The organism is Lentzea sp. (assembly GCF_036380075.1).
Taxonomy (GTDB): domain Bacteria; phylum Actinomycetota; class Actinomycetes; order Mycobacteriales; family Pseudonocardiaceae; genus Lentzea.
Map to the genome: position 1 here is coordinate 1 of NZ_DASVFL010000045.1, position 15,089 is coordinate 15,089.

Genomic DNA, 15,089 nt, shown 5'->3' on the forward strand with positions numbered 1-15,089 from the left:
CGACTCGACGTTCAACGCCCACAAGCTGCCGGGCCACGACGACATCTGGAACCCGATCGACAACATCATCGCCGGCGTCCGCTACACCTTCTCGCGCTACGGCGGCTTCGAAGGCCACCCAGGCCTCAAGGCAATGGCCCAGGGCGGCGGTTACCAAGGGTATTAGGCCGCACGATCGGGTGAGCTTTGTCCGGAACCCGGCTCTTCTCCGTCTGATGTGTTGTGACGGAAAAGAGCCGGGTTTCGTTTGTCCACACCCACACGGGTAGTCAATGTCCTGAAACACCGTTGTCGTTTCTCCCGCATATGCGGAAGCGCGGGGGTGGCGGCCGGAGACGAAGGGCGGAACGGACCGGGAAGCGGTGGGCGGTGGAGGGGCGAACGAGCCGGCTCGGACGAGGGTGGACGGGCGAGAGGGGCGAGTGACGGGCGTGCCGGGTGACGGACGGGCGCACGCGCGCGGGATTGTTGCGGGAGAAATCGGCTTCGAACCGCGGCTCCGGTCCGCGGCACTGGGACCGGACACTGGGATGGGGTGCTGGGACCGGGCACCGGGATGGGGTGCTGGGACCGGGCGCTGGGACCGGGCGCTAAGGCTGGTGTGAGCGGGTTGGCAGGAGGCGGCCCGGAAGGGAGGCCTCGGCCGGGCGGTGGGGAGTTAGCCTGGCGGCATGCTGACCGTGGCTGCCCGCGCTGACGTCCCGCCCTTCCACGTCATGGACGTGCTGTCCGCCGCCGCGCGACGGCAGCGGACGCACGGGGACGTGATCTCGCTGGCTGCCGGGCAGCCGTCCAGCCCTGCACCGCGGCCCGTGCGGGAGGCGGCGGCCAAGGCGCTGGGCGAGCAGGCGTTGGGGTACACCGAGCAGTTGGGGATTCTCGAGCTGCGCGAGGCGATCGCGGGGCATTACGCGCGGCAGTACGGGCTTGAGGTCGGCGCGGATGACGTCGTGGTGACGACCGGGTCGTCCGGGGCGTTCACGTTGGCGTTCCTCGCGGCGTTCGACGCCGGGGATCGGGTGGCGTTGGCCCGGCCGGGGTATCCGGCTTACCGGAACATCCTGAAGGCGTTGGGGTGTGAGGTCGTCGAGTTGCCGTGCGGGCCCGAGACGCGGTTCCAGCCGACTGTGGAGATGCTCGACCCCGGGCTCAAGGGGTTGATCGTGGCCAGTCCGGCCAACCCCACGGGGACGGTCGCGCACGTCGAGCCGATTGCTCGGTGGTGCGAGGACAACGGGGTTCAGCTCATCAGCGACGAGATCTACCACGGGATCAGCTACGGCGAGCCGTTGAAGTGCGCCTGGGAGACGTCGCGGGAGGCGATCGTCGTCAACTCGTTCTCCAAGGCGTTCGCCATGACCGGGTGGCGGCTGGGGTGGATGTTGCTGCCGGAGCGGCTGCGCAGGGCCGTGGACTGCCTGACGGGCAACTTCACGTTGTGCCCGCCGGCGTTGGCGCAGTACGCGGCGGTCGAGGCGTTCCACGCGGACTCGTACGCGGAGGCGGCCGCTGACCTCCAGCGGTACCAGGTCAACCGGGACCTGCTGATCAGCGGGCTCACGGACCTCGGGATCGGCGAGCTGGCGCCGGCGGACGGGGCGTTCTACATCTACGCGGACGTGCGGCATCTCACGGACGACTCGATGGGGTTCTGCCGCAAGCTCCTCGACGACACGGGCGTGGCGATCGTGCCCGGCATCGACTTCGACCCCGTCGACGGGCACCACTTCGTGCGCCTGTCGTTCGCCGGATCCACTCAGGACATCGAGGAAGCGCTGCGACGGCTCAAGGCCTGGCTGTAGGGACCCGCAAAAAAGACCCGCCACAAACGACCCGCAACAAAACGACGACGCCGGACGTTCACACTGAGGAGAGGGAGGGTGACATGTGGGCGATCATCGGGTGGCTGGTGGCGATCTGGATCGTGCTGGCCGTTGTCGGCGCGGTGGTGAAAGGCCTTTTCTGGCTCACCGTGATCGGCGTGCTACTCCTCGTGGGAACCGCGGCGTACGGCGCGGTCAAATCCAGGCGGTAGCCCTGGATTAATTCCGCGGCACCGCTCACCATGAGTCGGTGTTGCTGGCCAGCGAGGCGCGCCTCGAACGGTGGGAACGAAAGGTCGAGTGGCCGTTGACGGCACTCGCCGTGCTGTTCCTCGCCGCCTACGCGTGGCAGGTGCTGGACGACCACGCGGCGTTGCACCTGCCGCTGGAGATCGTGTTGTGGCTGGTCTGGGGCGTGTTCGCGGCGGACTACGTCATCCGGTTCGTGTTCGCGGTGAACAAGTTCCGGTTCCTCAGGACGCACCTCTTCGAACTCGCCGCCGTCGTCCTGCCGATGGTGAGGCAGCTGCGGGTGCTGCGGCTGATCACCGTCATCACGTTGCTCAACAAGAAGTTCCAGCACAAGATCAGGCAACGCGTCAGCATTTACGTCGCGGGCGTCACGTTGATCGTCGGCTTTTGCGCGAGCCTCGCCGTTCTCGACGCGGAAAGGCACGCGGAGAACGCGAGCATCACCACGTTCGGCGACGCGTTGTGGTGGACCATGACCACCATGTCGACGGTCGGCTACGGCGACCGCTACCCCGTCACGGCCGAGGGGCGGTTCGTCGCCGCGTTGCTCATGATCGGCGGCATCGCGTTGCTCGGTGTCATCACCGGCACGATCGCCAGCTGGCTCGTGGAGAAGCTGCGCGGTGTCGAGGAAGCGGAGCTCGAGACCGCGCAGGAACTCCGCAACCTACGGGCCGAGATCGCCGAGCTCCGCACGCAGCTCGGTGCGCGCGGCGAGGGCTGACGTCCACAGGCGGGCGTCCCAGCCGGCCGCCAGCGCTCCGTCCACGTTGGACTGGCGGTCGTCGTAGAAGACCAGGTCCGCCGGCGAGGCGCCCAGGGCCGACTCCACCTGCCGCCAGATCTCCGCGTCCGGCTTCGCGCAGCCGAGGTCTCCCGAGAAGACCAGGTGCCGGAAGTGCCGGGCCCACGGCATCTTCTCGGCCATCCGCGCGAACGTCGACGGCGCGTTCGACAGCAACGCCAGCGGCACGTCGAGGGCGGCCAGGTCCTCGATCAGCGCCACGGTCTCCACCACCGGGTCGTCGAGCCAGCCCGCGTTGTCCATCGCGGTCAGCTCGAAGACCAGGGCCTCGTCCAGGGTCAGGCCGAGAGCCGCGGCGATCCGCCCCCAGTACTCGGCGTCCGAACCGCCGCGGTCGTAGGCGTCGCGGTCCCAGTAGGCGGTCTCGAAGACCTCCATCGTCACCCCGAGCTTCGCCGCCATCGCGGGCCGCGCGGGGTTGCGCTGGCTGATCACCTCGCCGAAGTCGAACACGATCCAGCGCATCTCAGACGTCCTCTCGTAGGCGGCGCAGCACCTCGGCGACGTCGGACGAGCCCACGTCGCCGTGCGTCACGAACCGCACCTTGCCGGACATCGGACTGGCGGCTACCCCGACCTCGCGCAAGGACAACAGCGTCTTCTCCAGGTCCGGCACGGTCGCCAGGACGATGTTGGTGGCGGGTTCGGCCACCTCCCAGCCCAGCGCCCGCAACCCGGAGGCCAATTCATAGGCATTCGAATGATCGTCGGCCAATCGGGTGATCCGGTCGAGCGCCACTAGACCCGCCGCGGCGAGCACCCCGCCCTGCCGCACCCCGCCGCCCAGCATCTTGCGCACGCGACGTGCTTCGGTCACGAACGACGCGGACCCGGCCACCACCGAGCCGACCGGCGCTCCGAGTCCCTTCGACAGGCACACCTGCACGGTGTCGACTCCCGCGGCCAGCTCGGCGGGGGACACCCCGAGCGCCACCGACGCGTTCCACAGCCGGGCGCCATCGAGGTGCACGGCCAGGCCGGCGGACCGGGCGGCGGCGACCAGCTCCAGGTGGTCGTCGACCGACGTGACGGTGCCGCCGGACGAGTTGTGCGTGTTCTCCAGCGACAGCAACGTCGTCCGCAGCCCGTAGTACGGGGACTCGCCACCCGCGGCGGCGATCACGGCCGACGGCGACACGACGGGCAGCGCGTGCGGCATGCCACCCGCCAGCCACGCGGCGGTCCCCAGCTCGGCGTCCAGCACGTGCGCGCCCAACGGCGCGAGGAACCGGTCGCCCCGCGAGAGGTGCAGGTACAACGCGATGAGGTTGCCCATCGACCCCGAGGGCACCCACAGCGCGGCCTCGACGCCCAGCAGCCCGGCGACGCGTTCCTCCAGGGCCGCCATCGTCGGGTCGTGGTCCAGGACGTCGTCGCCGACCTCGGCCGACGCCATGGCGCGGCGCATCTCCTCGTCGGGGCGGGTGACGGTGTCCGAGCGCAGGTCAATGGGGGTCACGAGCCCGATCACATCACATCCGGCGAACGACCGAGGGGGTGATGTAGCTCTCCCCGCCGGTTCGTGCAACCGTTGGTGCCTCAGTTTCCGTCCTGGCAGTGCAACCGAGGAACGAGCGGAGAGCAGTCCGCGTGGATCAGCGCGACGAGCAGGAGTTCGCGGAGTACTTCGTGGCTCGCCGTGAGGCCGTGCGCCGAACGGCATACCTGCTGTGCGGCGACTGGCACCGCGCCGACGACTTCGCCCAGACGGCGTTCGTGGCACTGCACAGGAGGTGGCGCAAGATCCGGGACAAGCAGGCTCTCGACGCCTACGTCCGGCGCAGCGTCGTGCGCGCGGTGATCGACGAGTCGCGTCGCCCGTGGCGGCGCGAGAAGTTCACCGACGAGCTGCCGGAGTCACCGACGACGGACAACGAGATCGGCGACGCCGTGGCCACGCGCGAGGCGTTGATGAAGGGCCTGCGCAGAGTCCCGCCCCGGCAACGGGCCGTGCTCGTGCTGAGGTTCCTCGAGGGCCTCGACGTGACGGCCACGGCCGAGGTGCTGAAGTGCTCGGAAGGAACCGTGAAGAGTCAGACCGCGCGCGGGCTGGCGGCGCTCAGGGAAGCACTGGGCGACGCCGTCGACGACCTGCGACCGGCGTCGTGACCGGCGGGAACGGGAGGAGGACGTAGATGGACGAGCAGAAGCTCGCGGACCTGTTCCGCGACGCCGCGCACGACGCCCCACCGGCGTCCTTCGACGCGGGCGACGTCCGCACGGCCTCGCGCCGCGCCACGCTGCGCCGCCGCAACTCGATCGCCGCCGGCACCACTCTCGTCGTCGTGCTGGGTTTCGGCGGCGTCCTCGCGGCGAACTCCTGGTACGGCCAGGACGGCGGCAGCAGCTCGAACGCCGCGGCCCCTGTGCAGCAGCAGAGCGAGACGGCACAATCGCCGATGACCCTGATGGAGGCACAGCCTCCGCCGAACAACGACTTCCCTGGCGACGCCTCGTCCACGCAGGGGGACGTGTCGCCGCCCGGGAGCACCGGTTCCTCGACCGGTGCACGCGCAGTGCAGGGCTGCGCGGCGGTGGACCGGGAGCTCGCAGACGCCCTCGCCGGCGAGCTTTCGGTCTCACCCACCCTCGCGCGACCGCCCTCGGTCAGCTGCTCGGCCGCCTCGCGCGCGGCCGCGTTCACGATCGACGGCCTCACGATCACCGCGATCGTCACGCCGGACGAGCTCCAGCCGCCCGCCGGCGCCGCGAAGACCAGGACCGCGCAGGGCCAGGACCTCTACGTGTTCACCCAGGGCGACGGCGAGCTGAAGGGCCAGGCCGGGCGGGTCGCGGGCGCACTGGCCCCGAAGTTCTGACCGGACGCCCAGTACCCTGGCTCGACTATGACGGCAGCAACCCCGAAGGGTGAGCGCAGGCGGCAGGCGCTCGTCGAGGCCGCGGCCGCACTGCTCGTGGAGGGCGGGTTCGACGCGGTCCGGCACCGCGCGGTCGCCGAACGCGCAGGTCTGCCGCTCGCGTCGACCACGTACTACTTCGACTCGCTCGACGAGCTCGTCACCGCCGCGGTCGAGCTCCACGGCCGCGGCGAGCTGGAGAGCTGCCGGCACCGCCTCGCCACCACGTCGTCGGAACAGCTGGCCGACGACGCCGTGCTGATCGAGTTCATCCTCGACCTGCTGGTCGGCGAGGCCGTCACGGACACCGAGACCATGCTGCTGCGCTACGAACGCCTCGTCGCCACCGGCCGCCGCCCCTACCTGCGGCCGCTGATGCGGGTGATGTCGAAGGAGCTGCACGAGCTGATCGCCGAGATCTTCGCCCGCTCCGGCCGGGACATCTCGCGCGACCGCGTCGAGGAGCTGATCGCGCTCGTCGACGGGTCGGTGGTCAACTCGTTCATCGAGCTGAAGTCGGACCCGAGGGGCGTCGCGGCGAGGATGCTCCGGTCGGCCCTGTCGCGTCACGGGTGATGCAACCCCGCGTTCCCCTGATGCGTTCCCCTGGGTGAGGACGCGAGAGGGGATCGCATGCGCAAGGCCGATGAGCAGGGCTTTCGCGAGTTCGCGGCAGCCAATGCCGCGTCTTTGCGACGCACTGCCTATCTGTTCTGTGGCGACTGGCACACGGCTGAGGACCTGATGCAGTCGAGCCTCATGAAGATGTACATGGCCTGGAAGCGCATCAAGGACCTCGACAACCTCATCGCGTACGCCCGCAAGGTGCTGCTGCGCACGTGGCTGGACGAGAAGCGCAGGCCGTGGCGCAGGGCGGAGCAGCGCGACGGGGAGCTGCCCGACGCCGCCGACGCCACCGTCGACCCGGACACCACCAGCGCGAAGCTGTGGGCACGTGAGCTCGTGCACACCGCGCTGCTGCAGGTGCCTCCGAGGCAACGGGCGGTGCTCGTGCTGCGTTATTTCGAAGACCTGCCGGTCGCCGAGGTGGCGGTGGCCATGGGGTGCACCGAGGGAACGGTGAAAAGCCAGACGGCGCGCGGTCTCGCGACACTGCGCACCATCGTGGAGAAGCTCGACAACAGTTCGGGGAGGGTCGCGTCGTGAGTGAGCAGGAGATCCGCGAGGGAATGCTGCTGGCCGTCTGGGACGAGCCGCCCCTCGACTTCGACCCCGACCAGCTGATCAGGCGGGTCGAGCAGAAAAAAAGTCGTCGACGAGCGCTGGTCGCTGTGGGAGTGGCTACGGCGGTGATCGCCGTGGCGTCGTTCTCGCTGCCCGGTCTGCTGCCGCGCGAGGACGGGCAGCTCGCCTCCGAGGTCCAGACGACCCAGTCGTCCGCCGCGCCGAGCGAGCCGGCCGAGAAGCGGGCCCGGCGCATCGGCGACGCGCTCGCCGCCAAGCTCGACCAGACGATGCCGAACCTCCGCGACGTCTACGGCGACCTCCGCGTCGGTCGCTACCCCTCCTACGGCACCTACACGTCGGTTCCGCCCACGAGCGCCGCCAAGCGGCCCGGCGAGCCGGAGTTCTCCGGCTACCTCCAGCTGACCGACGACATCGGGCCCACGGCGTTGCGCGTCCAGGCCGGCGAGCTCGGGTTCTCGACGAACAGCTTCTGCTCCACCGCGACCCTGTGCCGCGAGTTCCCGCAGACCGACGGCACGGTCGTCCACGAGGCCGAGTTCAACGAAGGCGGGACCGAGGTCGCGCGGGCGGAGGTCGCGCGGGTGTTCCGCAGCGGGTTCGTCGTGCGCCTCTCCAGCCACAACTACAACCCGGTGACCCAGGCCGGTCTGCGGCAGACCGTGCCGTTGCGCGTGGGGGTGCTCACAACGCTGGTCACCGACCCCGCGGTCCCCTGGCAGTGACGTCGGCGTGCACTAGCCTGGCGGCGTGAGCAAGCCGCGCATCGCCAACGTCCTCGCAGGTCGCTACGCCTCCACGTCCCTCGCGACGCTCTGGTCGGCCGAGCACAAGATCGTGCTGGAGCGCCAGCTCTGGCTCGCGGTGCTGCGCGCCCAGGCCGCCGCCGGCATCGACGTGCCGGAGACCGCGGTCGCCGACTACGAGCGCGTCCTGGAGCAGGTCGACCTGGAGTCGATCGCCGCCCGCGAACGCGTGACGCGGCACGACGTGAAGGCGCGCATCGAGGAGTTCAACGCGCTCGCGGGCCACGAGCAGGTCCACAAGGGAATGACCTCGCGCGACCTGACCGAGAACGTCGAACAGCTCCAGGTGCTGCGGTCCCTGGAACTCATCCGGTCCAAGGTCGCCGCCGTGCTGGGCCGCCTCGCGCGCCTCGCCGCCGAGCACTCCGACCTCGTCATGGCCGGCCGGTCGCACAACGTCGCCGCGCAGGCCACGACGCTGGGCAAGCGCTTCGCGACCGGCGCCGACGAGCTGCTGGTCGCGTTCTCCCGCCTCGACGAGCTGATCGCCCGCTACCCGCTGCGCGGCATCAAGGGCCCGGTCGGCACCGCCCAGGACATGCTCGACCTGCTCGGCACTCCTGAGAAGCTGCGGGAGCTGGAGGAGACCGTCGCCGGCCACCTCGGGTTCGAACGCGTGCTCACGAGCGTCGGCCAGGTGTACCCGCGGTCGCTCGACTTCGACGTCGTCTCGACGCTCGTGCAGCTCGCGGCCGCGCCGTCGTCGGTCGCGAAGACCATCCGGCTGATGGCGGGCCACGAGCTCGTGACCGAGGGCTTCAAGCCCGGCCAGGTCGGCTCCAGTGCCATGCCGCACAAGATGAACACCCGCTCGTGCGAGCGCGTCAACGGCTTCGCGGTGATCCTGCGCGGCTACCTGTCGATGGTCGGCGAGCTCGCCGGCGACCAGTGGAACGAGGGCGACGTGTCGTGCTCGGTCGTCCGCCGGGTTGCGCTGCCCGACGCGTTCTTCGCGTTCGACGGCCTGCTGGAGACGTTCCTGACGGTGCTGGACGAGTTCGGCGCGTACCCGGCCGTGGTCGCCCGCGAGCTCGACCGCTACCTGCCGTTCCTGGGCACGACGAAGGTGCTGATGGCGGCCGTGCGCGCCGGTGTCGGCCGGGAGACCGCGCACGAGGCCATCAAGGAGAACGCGGTGGCCGTCGCGCTCGCGATGCGCGAGCAGGGCCTCGCGGAGAACGACCTGCTGGACCGCCTGGCCGCCGACTCCCGGCTGCCGCTCGACCGCGCCGCGCTCGACGCGCTGCTGGCCGACCGCCTGTCGTTCACCGGCGTGGCGTCGGCGCAGGTCGCGGCCGTGGTGGAACAGGTCGCCGCGGTCGTCGACAAGTACCCGGCCTACGAGCCGGAGCCCATCCTGTGATCGTGTCCGGCCTGCACGTCTACCCGGTCAAGGGGTGCGCCGGGTTCTCCGTCGCGTCCTCGCCCGTCGACCTCACGGGGCTGCGGGACGACCGGATGCTGATGCTGGTCGACGACGAGGGCGTGTTCCTGTCGCAGCGCAAGGTGCCGGCGATGGCCGCGCTGCGACCGTCCCTCGTGGACTCCGCGCTGGTGATCGGCGGGGAGTCGTTCCCCGTCGTCCTTGAGGGACAACGGGTCCCGGTCGTCCTGCACAAGTGGCAGGGCACCGGGATCGACCAGGGCGACGCGGCCGCGGCGTACTTCTCCGACGCGCTCGGCAGGTCCGTCCGGCTCGTGCGGACGCCGCCGGACCTGCACCGCGAGTCCGCCGGCCGCACCACCGGCCTGGTCGGGTACGCGGACGCGCACGCGTTGCTGCTGGTCTCGCTGTCCTCTTTGGACGGACTGAACGAACGCATCCTGGAACGCGGCGGGAACCCGGTGCCGATGAACCGGTTCCGCCCCAACGTGGTCGTGTTCGGCTGGCCCGAACCGCACACCGAGGACCGGGTGCGGCGCGCGACGATCGGTGACGTGGAACTGGGCTACGCCAAGGACTGCGTGCGCTGCGCGGTGCCGATGGTGGACCAGGAGACCGGGCTGCGGGACGGCCCGGAGCCGACCAGGACGCTCGCGACCTACCGGCGCGACCCGGACGGCGGCGTGACCTTCGGGATGAAGGCGGCCGTCGTCGGCACCGGCACGATCGCGGTCGGCGACGAGATCGACGTGCTGGAGTGGGCCGAACCCGGTGCGGGCTAGGCCTTCTGCCAGCGCAGGCGGTCGCCGCGCTGCGGGTCCTTGCGGCAGACCAGCGGTTCGTTGAGCAGTCCGATGCCGCGCGCACCCTCGGGATCGCACGTCGCGCCCTCGTTGACGAGCAGACCCCGTTGCGGCGACTCGGTCGTCGTCGGCGGCTGCTGCACGGGCGGTGCGCTCTGGACCGGCGGCGGCTTCGGCTGCGTGGTCCGCGTGGTGGTCGTCGTCGTGGTCGAGGTGGTCGTCTGGACCGTGATCTCGGCGAGGTCCGGCGTCGGCACGATGCTGACCGACTGGGTGCCGGTCGTGCTCGGCGCCCCCGGAGGAGGTGTGGAGGACACGGGGCTCGAGTCGAAGCTCCACCCGACGACACCCAGCACGACGAGCAGTCCCGCGCTGATCAGCACCGGGATCCACAGCGACTTTCGGGTGAACACGGGTGCACTGTAGGTGTCTTTGTCCCAGGTTTGTAGTAGTGCGGGGTGTGGATCGGGGACCGGTGCATCGGCACGTAGGCTGACCTGCGTGCCCACGCTCGCTGATTACCAGCACGTCGCCCGCGGCAAGGTCCGCGATCTGTACGACGTGGACGACGAGCTGCTGCTGTTCGTCGCGTCCGACCGCATCTCGGCCTACGACCACGTCCTGAGCACGGAGATCCCCGACAAGGGGCGCGTGCTCACCGCGATGAGCGTGTTCTGGTTCGAGCGGCTCACGCCGAACCACCTGGTCTCCGCCGACGACCCGCGCATCCCCGCCGAGGTCCGCGGCCGGGCGCTGCTGGTGCGCAAGCTGCGGATGGTCGACGTCGAGTGCGTGGCGCGCGGGTACCTGACGGGCTCCGGCATGGCCGACTACACGGCGACCGGCGCGGTGTGCGGGATCGAGCTGCCGGCCGGGCTCGTCGAGGCGTCCGAGCTGGACCCGCCGATCTTCACGCCCGCGTCGAAGGCCGAGATCGGCGCGCACGACGAGAACGTGTCGTTCGACGTCATCGCCGAGAAGCACGGCGTGGAGCTGGCGTCGAAGCTGCGCGACCGCACGATCGAGCTGTACAGCGAGGCGCGCGCGTACGCGTTGACGCGCGGCCTGATCCTGGCGGACACGAAGTTCGAGTTCGGGCTCTCGAAGGACGGCGAGCTGGTCCTCGCGGACGAGGTCTTCACGCCGGACTCGTCGCGCTACTGGCCGGCCGAGGGCTACGAGCCCGGTCGCGTGCAGCCGTCGTTCGACAAGCAGTACGTGCGCGACTGGCTGACCTCGGCCGCGTCCGGCTGGGACCGCAGGAGCGACACCCCGCCGCCCCCGCTGCCCGCGGACGTCGTCGAGGCCACCCGCGCGCGGTACGTCGAGGCGTACGAGAAGCTCACGGGCCGGGCTTTCGCTGACTGGCTCGCCTGAGTTGGCTCTGCTGTCACGCGGATGTCACCACGGCGTGGCGCACTCGATGCGTGCACTCACAGCTCGTGGTCTCACTGTCCGGCATCGGTCCGCAGACACTCGACCGATGCGCTGATCTCGCCGCGGCCCTGGGCCCGCGGCAGGTGCCGTTGTCGCTGCTCGTGATCCCCCGCGAGCTCGGCAGGGCGCAGGACTGGGTGCGGCACCGCGCCGCTCTCGGTGACGCCGTGGTGCTGCACGGCCTCGGCCGGCGGCGGCTGCCCGCCTACGAAGCCGGCCTGCTGCTGACGGGCGCGCGCGTGCAGATGGAAGCCCTCGGGCTCACCGCCGACACGTTCGCGCCACGGCGTTGCGTGGCGTCGCCCGGCACGTTGCTCGCGCTGGCCAAGCACAAGTTCCACCGCTGCGCGGACTCACTGGCCGTGCGCGAGGTCGGCAGCGGCCTGGCCACGCTGGGACGGCTGCACGCGCTGACCGAACGCGACAGCTTCGGCGAGCTGCGGTCGCTGGCCCTGGTCTACGCGACGGCGCGGTCCGCCCGCCGCGGCGGCCTGACCAGGATCACCGTGGACGCGCGCGACCTGCACCGGCCCGGCGCGCGGCAGGCCGTGCTCGACGCCGTGGACATCGCGCTCGCCCACGCCGCCGAGCCGACCACCTACGTCAGACTGCCGACTCCTCGCCAGGCGTCAGCTGCCTGATCTCGGTGCCCTCCGGCTTGAGCATCTCGAAGAACCGGGTCGCCATGCCGACGTTCGCGAGCGTCTTCTCGTGGATCGGCACGGCGACCCGCGGCTTGACGGCGCGCAGGAAGTCGACGGCCTCGCCGATGCGCAGCCACGGCGCGCCGGAGGGCACGCCGAGCACGTCGACGTCCTCGTCCGGCACGAACAGCGAGTCGCCGGGGTGGTAGAACGCGCCGTCGCCGATCACGTACCCGGTGTTCGGGACGACCGGGATGTCCGCGTGGATCAGCGCGTGCTGCCCGCCGACGGCCTTGACCTCCAGCTCGCCGACCTTCAGCACGTCACCAGGCCGGGCGATGGTCGCGTTCTCGACGTCGGGCGCCGTGCCCTCGTCGACGACCAGCTGGGCCCGCGGGTTTGCCTCGAGCAGCGCGGGCAGCCGTTCGGAGTCGATGTGGTCGAAGTGCTGGTGGGTGACCAGCACGGCGTCCAGGTCGGTGAGGTCCTCGAACCCCGCCGAGAACGTGCCGGGGTCGATCAGGATCCGCGTCGACCCCGACTCCAGAAGCACGCAGGCATGACCGAAATGGACAAGTTGCACAGAATCCTCCAATACCGACGTTCGGCGGGCTGACACGGTCAGGTGACGTCGGAAGTATCAAAGGGCATGAGGAAAACCCTGCAACTCCTCACGGCACTGGCACTCGCCCTGCCGATGACGACCTTCATCCCTGCTACCACCACCTCTACACCTGCGCAGGCCTCGTCGCCGCAGTCGCAGGAAATCGGAACCGAGGAATCCGTCTCGGTCCGCGTGGGTGGCGCCACCCGTTCGACCACCGTCGAACGACCCGGATCCGGATATGTGAAGCTGCATTTCACCGACCTGCGGATTCTGCCGGGTGACGTGCTCACGGTGTCGAACCCTGACGGCACCGAGAAGTACACCTACACCCGCGACCTGCGTTCGTCCCTGACGGCGACCGTGGACGCCACCGGCTTCTGGGCCATGTCGGTCACCGGCTCGACCGCGGTGGTCTCGGTGACGAACCCGTTGTCGCGCGTCCGGATCGACAAGCTGACGCGCGGCTACACCGAGGCCGAGATGTCGGCGCAGCCGTCGGTGAAGAGCATCTGCGGCACGAACGACTACAAGGACGCGGTCTGCTACCAGTCGAGCAACCCGACCGAGTTCGGCAAGACCGCGTCCGTCGCGAAGCTGCTGCGCAACGGCAGCTCGCTGTGCACGGCGTGGCGCGTCGGCCCGAACAACCGCATGCTGACCAACAACCACTGCTTCACCAGCGTCAGCGGCATCGAGGTGTGGTTCAACTACCAGTGCCCGACCTGCGGCGGCACCGCCACGGCCACCGTCACGAAGGTGCTCGCGGCCCAGGTCCTGAAGACCGACGCACCGCTCGACTACACGCTCTTCACCGTGAACAACTTCGCGGCCATCAGCTCGTTCGGTTACCTCGAACTGGACGCGCGCGTTCCGGCCGTGGGTGAGGAGATGTACGTCATCGGCCACCCGGCCGGGAAGCTGAAGAAGCTGTCGTTGCGCGACACCCAGAACGGCAGCGGCTACTGCATCGTGCGAGCCGTGCGCGTCAACGGCAACGTCTCGCAGTCCGACATCAGCTACATGTGCGACACCGAAGGTGGCTCGTCCGGTTCGCCGGTGCTGTCGAGGCGCACGCACAAGGTGATCGGGCTCCACCACTTCGGCGGCTGCCCGAACCAGGGCGTGCGCATCGACCTGGTCGCCGCGCAGATCAGCTCGCTGCTGTAAGGATCTCCTGCTCCTCCTGCTCGGTGAGTCCCGCCTTGCGGGGCCGGTCCAGCCCGAGGCCGCGCTCGTACTCCAGCGAGTCGAGCGCGGTCTCGGCCAGCGGCCGCGGCTTGAGCCCGTTGGCCAGCGCCGGGCTCACGTCCCGCCCGACCATCCCGGCCCACGCCCTGGGGAGCCACAACGGCAACGACCGCGGCCCCGCCCACGGGTTGATCTCCAGCTGCTTCAGGACGTCCTCGCTGACCGGCACCAGCTGCGTTCCTGCCGGCGCCGTGGCCCCCGCGATCTCGCCGATGGCCATCTGGAACGGCATGACCGGCCCGGTCGAGTCGAACGTGCCCGTGACGCGCTCCTCGGCGGCGAACACGATCCACCGCGCCAGGTCGCGCACGTCGATGTGCTGGAACCCCAGTTCGGGGCTGTCCGGCACGACCACCCGCCCGCCCTTGCTGAGCCGGGCTGGCCAGTACCCGAACCGGTCGCTGGGGTCGCCGGGCCCGGTGATGAGGCCCGCACGGACGACGAACTCCTTGCCCCCCACGGCTTCTCGGACCGCGTTCTCGCTGGCCACCTTGACGCTGCCGTACCGCTCGGCCGTGAACTCCGCGTCCGGGTCGTCCTCCAGCGCGGGGTGGAGCTCGTCGGTCGCGTGGTCCGCGTAGACGGAGATGCTGGACACGAACGTCCAGTGCGGCGTCGTCTCCCCGAACGCCCGCAGCGCGTCCCGGACCCAGGTGACCGAGTACTTGGACACGTCGACCACCGCGTCGAACTGCTCGTCCGCGAGCTGGTCGAGGGCGCCGGGCTGGTCGCGGTCGATCTGGACCAGCCGCGCGCCCTCGGGGACTCCGCCCGAGGTGCCGCGCGCGCCGCAGATCACTTCGTGGCCACGGCGGACGGCCTCCGCCGTGACGGCTTTGCTGAGGAACACGGTTCCGCCGAGCACCAGGATCTTCATGGGTCCCAGCATCCGTCCGATCGGGGTGGGGTGCCACCGCGATCCGCTGACGGCGGAATAGCTCGTTCTGATGGATCCGGACTGCCGCCCCCGCCGGGGCCGGTACCCGAGCGGGCCTGGTCCGGTGCGGTGCCGCAGGCCCTCCGCGTCGCCTTCACCGTCGGGTGAAGATGTGCCCCCGCACACCTGTCGAGTTGATGAACACCCAGGTCAGGTAGGCTCTCCGGGTACCGCCAGCCCCCTCAAACCCGGGAGCAGTCTGTCGTGGCCCGAGTCGTCGTCGACGTCATGCCGAAGCCCGAAATTCTCGACCCGCAAGGCCAGGCGGTGGCGAACGCG

Annotated in this window: 19 protein-coding genes and 1 pseudogene; 15 read left to right on the forward strand and 5 right to left on the reverse strand. The window is 70.2% G+C overall.

Going from position 1 to position 15,089, the window contains the following annotated elements:
* From VF330_RS05620 to VF330_RS05635, 4 genes and pseudogenes are all read left to right on the forward strand, one after another.
* Positions 1-166: pseudogene (locus tag VF330_RS05620) on the forward strand (transglycosylase); the annotation flags it as partial.
* A gap of 505 nt (positions 167-671) precedes the next feature.
* Positions 672-1,802 carry a pyridoxal phosphate-dependent aminotransferase gene (locus VF330_RS05625; RefSeq protein WP_330850418.1) on the forward strand — a complete coding sequence of 377 codons (1,131 nt, stop codon included), beginning with the start codon at positions 672-674 and terminating at the stop codon, positions 1,800-1,802.
* An 83-nt stretch (positions 1,803-1,885) separates the two neighbouring features.
* On the forward strand, positions 1,886-2,035 hold the full coding sequence (locus tag VF330_RS05630) for a hypothetical protein (protein ID WP_330850419.1): 150 nt from the start codon (positions 1,886-1,888) through the stop codon (positions 2,033-2,035).
* A 38-nt stretch (positions 2,036-2,073) separates the two neighbouring features.
* The gene (locus tag VF330_RS05635) at positions 2,074-2,799 is read left to right on the forward strand and encodes a potassium channel family protein (protein WP_330850420.1); all 726 of its coding nucleotides are present in this window, start codon (positions 2,074-2,076) and stop codon (positions 2,797-2,799) included.
* Here VF330_RS05635 and VF330_RS05640 read toward each other — a convergent pair.
* Both VF330_RS05640 and VF330_RS05645 read right to left on the reverse strand, forming a co-directional pair.
* Positions 2,743-3,345, reverse strand: a complete 603-nt coding sequence (locus VF330_RS05640) for an HAD-IA family hydrolase (RefSeq protein ID WP_330850421.1) — start codon at positions 3,343-3,345, stop codon at positions 2,743-2,745. The genes VF330_RS05635 and VF330_RS05640 overlap by 57 nt on opposite strands.
* A 1-nt stretch (position 3,346) precedes the next feature.
* Positions 3,347-4,288, reverse strand: coding sequence for a threonine aldolase family protein (locus VF330_RS05645; RefSeq protein ID WP_414675342.1), 942 nt, complete (start codon positions 4,286-4,288; stop codon positions 3,347-3,349).
* A 182-nt stretch (positions 4,289-4,470) separates the two neighbouring features.
* Here VF330_RS05645 and VF330_RS05650 point away from each other — a divergent pair, with 182 nt between their 5' ends.
* The 7 genes from VF330_RS05650 to VF330_RS05680 are packed head-to-tail and all read left to right on the forward strand — an operon-like array spanning position 4,471 to position 9,916.
* Complete coding sequence (locus VF330_RS05650; protein ID WP_330850422.1) at positions 4,471-4,989, forward strand: SigE family RNA polymerase sigma factor; 519 nt, start codon at positions 4,471-4,473, stop codon at positions 4,987-4,989.
* 26 nt (positions 4,990-5,015) lie between these two features.
* Positions 5,016-5,699, forward strand: coding sequence for a hypothetical protein (locus VF330_RS05655; protein ID WP_330850423.1), 684 nt, complete (start codon positions 5,016-5,018; stop codon positions 5,697-5,699).
* A 27-nt stretch (positions 5,700-5,726) separates the two neighbouring features.
* Positions 5,727-6,314, forward strand: a complete 588-nt coding sequence (locus VF330_RS05660) for a TetR/AcrR family transcriptional regulator (RefSeq protein ID WP_330850424.1) — start codon at positions 5,727-5,729, stop codon at positions 6,312-6,314.
* Between the two features lie 57 nt (positions 6,315-6,371).
* Positions 6,372-6,905, forward strand: a complete 534-nt coding sequence (locus VF330_RS05665; RefSeq protein ID WP_236220816.1) for a SigE family RNA polymerase sigma factor — start codon at positions 6,372-6,374, stop codon at positions 6,903-6,905.
* Positions 6,902-7,669, forward strand: coding sequence for a hypothetical protein (locus tag VF330_RS05670; RefSeq protein WP_330850425.1), 768 nt, complete (start codon positions 6,902-6,904; stop codon positions 7,667-7,669). Before VF330_RS05665 ends, VF330_RS05670 begins: the two co-directional genes overlap by 4 nt.
* A 25-nt stretch (positions 7,670-7,694) precedes the next feature.
* The gene (purB, locus tag VF330_RS05675) at positions 7,695-9,113 is read left to right on the forward strand and encodes an adenylosuccinate lyase (RefSeq protein WP_330850426.1); all 1,419 of its coding nucleotides are present in this window, start codon (positions 7,695-7,697) and stop codon (positions 9,111-9,113) included.
* A 2-nt stretch (positions 9,114-9,115) separates the two neighbouring features.
* The gene (locus VF330_RS05680; protein ID WP_330850427.1) at positions 9,116-9,916 is read left to right on the forward strand and encodes an MOSC domain-containing protein; all 801 of its coding nucleotides are present in this window, start codon (positions 9,116-9,118) and stop codon (positions 9,914-9,916) included.
* Here VF330_RS05680 and VF330_RS05685 read toward each other — a convergent pair.
* Positions 9,913-10,350 (reverse strand): hypothetical protein, encoded by a 438-nt coding sequence (locus VF330_RS05685; RefSeq protein WP_330850428.1) that lies wholly within the window; start codon positions 10,348-10,350, stop codon positions 9,913-9,915. The genes VF330_RS05680 and VF330_RS05685 overlap by 4 nt on opposite strands.
* Before the next feature lie 88 nt (positions 10,351-10,438).
* On the opposite strand from VF330_RS05685, the gene VF330_RS05690 reads away from it, so the two are divergent.
* Both VF330_RS05690 and VF330_RS05695 read left to right on the forward strand, forming a co-directional pair.
* Positions 10,439-11,314 carry a phosphoribosylaminoimidazolesuccinocarboxamide synthase gene (locus tag VF330_RS05690; RefSeq protein WP_330850429.1) on the forward strand — a complete coding sequence of 292 codons (876 nt, stop codon included), beginning with the start codon at positions 10,439-10,441 and terminating at the stop codon, positions 11,312-11,314.
* Between the two features lie 50 nt (positions 11,315-11,364).
* Positions 11,365-12,015: a DUF2334 domain-containing protein gene (locus tag VF330_RS05695; protein WP_330850430.1), complete on the forward strand. Its 651-nt coding sequence runs from the start codon at positions 11,365-11,367 to the stop codon at positions 12,013-12,015.
* Here the strand turns inward: VF330_RS05695 and VF330_RS05700 are convergent.
* Positions 11,978-12,601 (reverse strand): MBL fold metallo-hydrolase, encoded by a 624-nt coding sequence (locus VF330_RS05700; RefSeq protein WP_330850431.1) that lies wholly within the window; start codon positions 12,599-12,601, stop codon positions 11,978-11,980. The genes VF330_RS05695 and VF330_RS05700 overlap by 38 nt on opposite strands.
* A gap of 264 nt (positions 12,602-12,865) precedes the next feature.
* Between VF330_RS05700 and VF330_RS05705 the strand changes: the two genes are divergently transcribed.
* Entirely contained in the window at positions 12,866-13,792 is a 927-nt protein-coding gene (locus VF330_RS05705; protein WP_330850432.1) for a serine protease, read from the forward strand.
* Here VF330_RS05705 and VF330_RS05710 read toward each other — a convergent pair.
* Positions 13,776-14,750, reverse strand: coding sequence for an NAD-dependent epimerase/dehydratase family protein (locus VF330_RS05710; RefSeq protein WP_330850433.1), 975 nt, complete (start codon positions 14,748-14,750; stop codon positions 13,776-13,778). The two genes, VF330_RS05705 and VF330_RS05710, sit on opposite strands and share 17 nt — an antisense overlap.
* A gap of 264 nt (positions 14,751-15,014) precedes the next feature.
* On the opposite strand from VF330_RS05710, the gene VF330_RS05715 reads away from it, so the two are divergent.
* Positions 15,015-15,089, forward strand: a 75-nt coding sequence (locus VF330_RS05715) for a phosphoribosylformylglycinamidine synthase subunit PurS (protein ID WP_330850435.1), incomplete at its 3' end; no start/stop codon positions are given.

Bases quoted from the DNA above. Each gene is read 5' to 3' on its own strand.
- VF330_RS05625 (WP_330850418.1), top strand. From the start codon at position 672: ATGCTGACCGTGGCTGCCCGCGCTGACGTCCCGCCCTTCCACGTCATG.
- VF330_RS05630 (WP_330850419.1), top strand. From the start codon at position 1,886: ATGTGGGCGATCATCGGGTGGCTGGTGGCGATCTGGATCGTGCTGGCC.
- VF330_RS05640 (WP_330850421.1), bottom strand. From the start codon at position 3,345: ATGCGCTGGATCGTGTTCGACTTCGGCGAGGTGATCAGCCAGCGCAAC.
- VF330_RS05645 (WP_414675342.1), bottom strand. From the start codon at position 4,288: ATGCGCCGCGCCATGGCGTCGGCCGAGGTCGGCGACGACGTCCTGGAC.
- VF330_RS05655 (WP_330850423.1), top strand. From the start codon at position 5,016: ATGGACGAGCAGAAGCTCGCGGACCTGTTCCGCGACGCCGCGCACGAC.
- VF330_RS05660 (WP_330850424.1), top strand. From the start codon at position 5,727: ATGACGGCAGCAACCCCGAAGGGTGAGCGCAGGCGGCAGGCGCTCGTC.
- VF330_RS05665 (WP_236220816.1), top strand. From the start codon at position 6,372: ATGCGCAAGGCCGATGAGCAGGGCTTTCGCGAGTTCGCGGCAGCCAAT.
- VF330_RS05710 (WP_330850433.1), bottom strand. From the start codon at position 14,750: ATGAAGATCCTGGTGCTCGGCGGAACCGTGTTCCTCAGCAAAGCCGTC.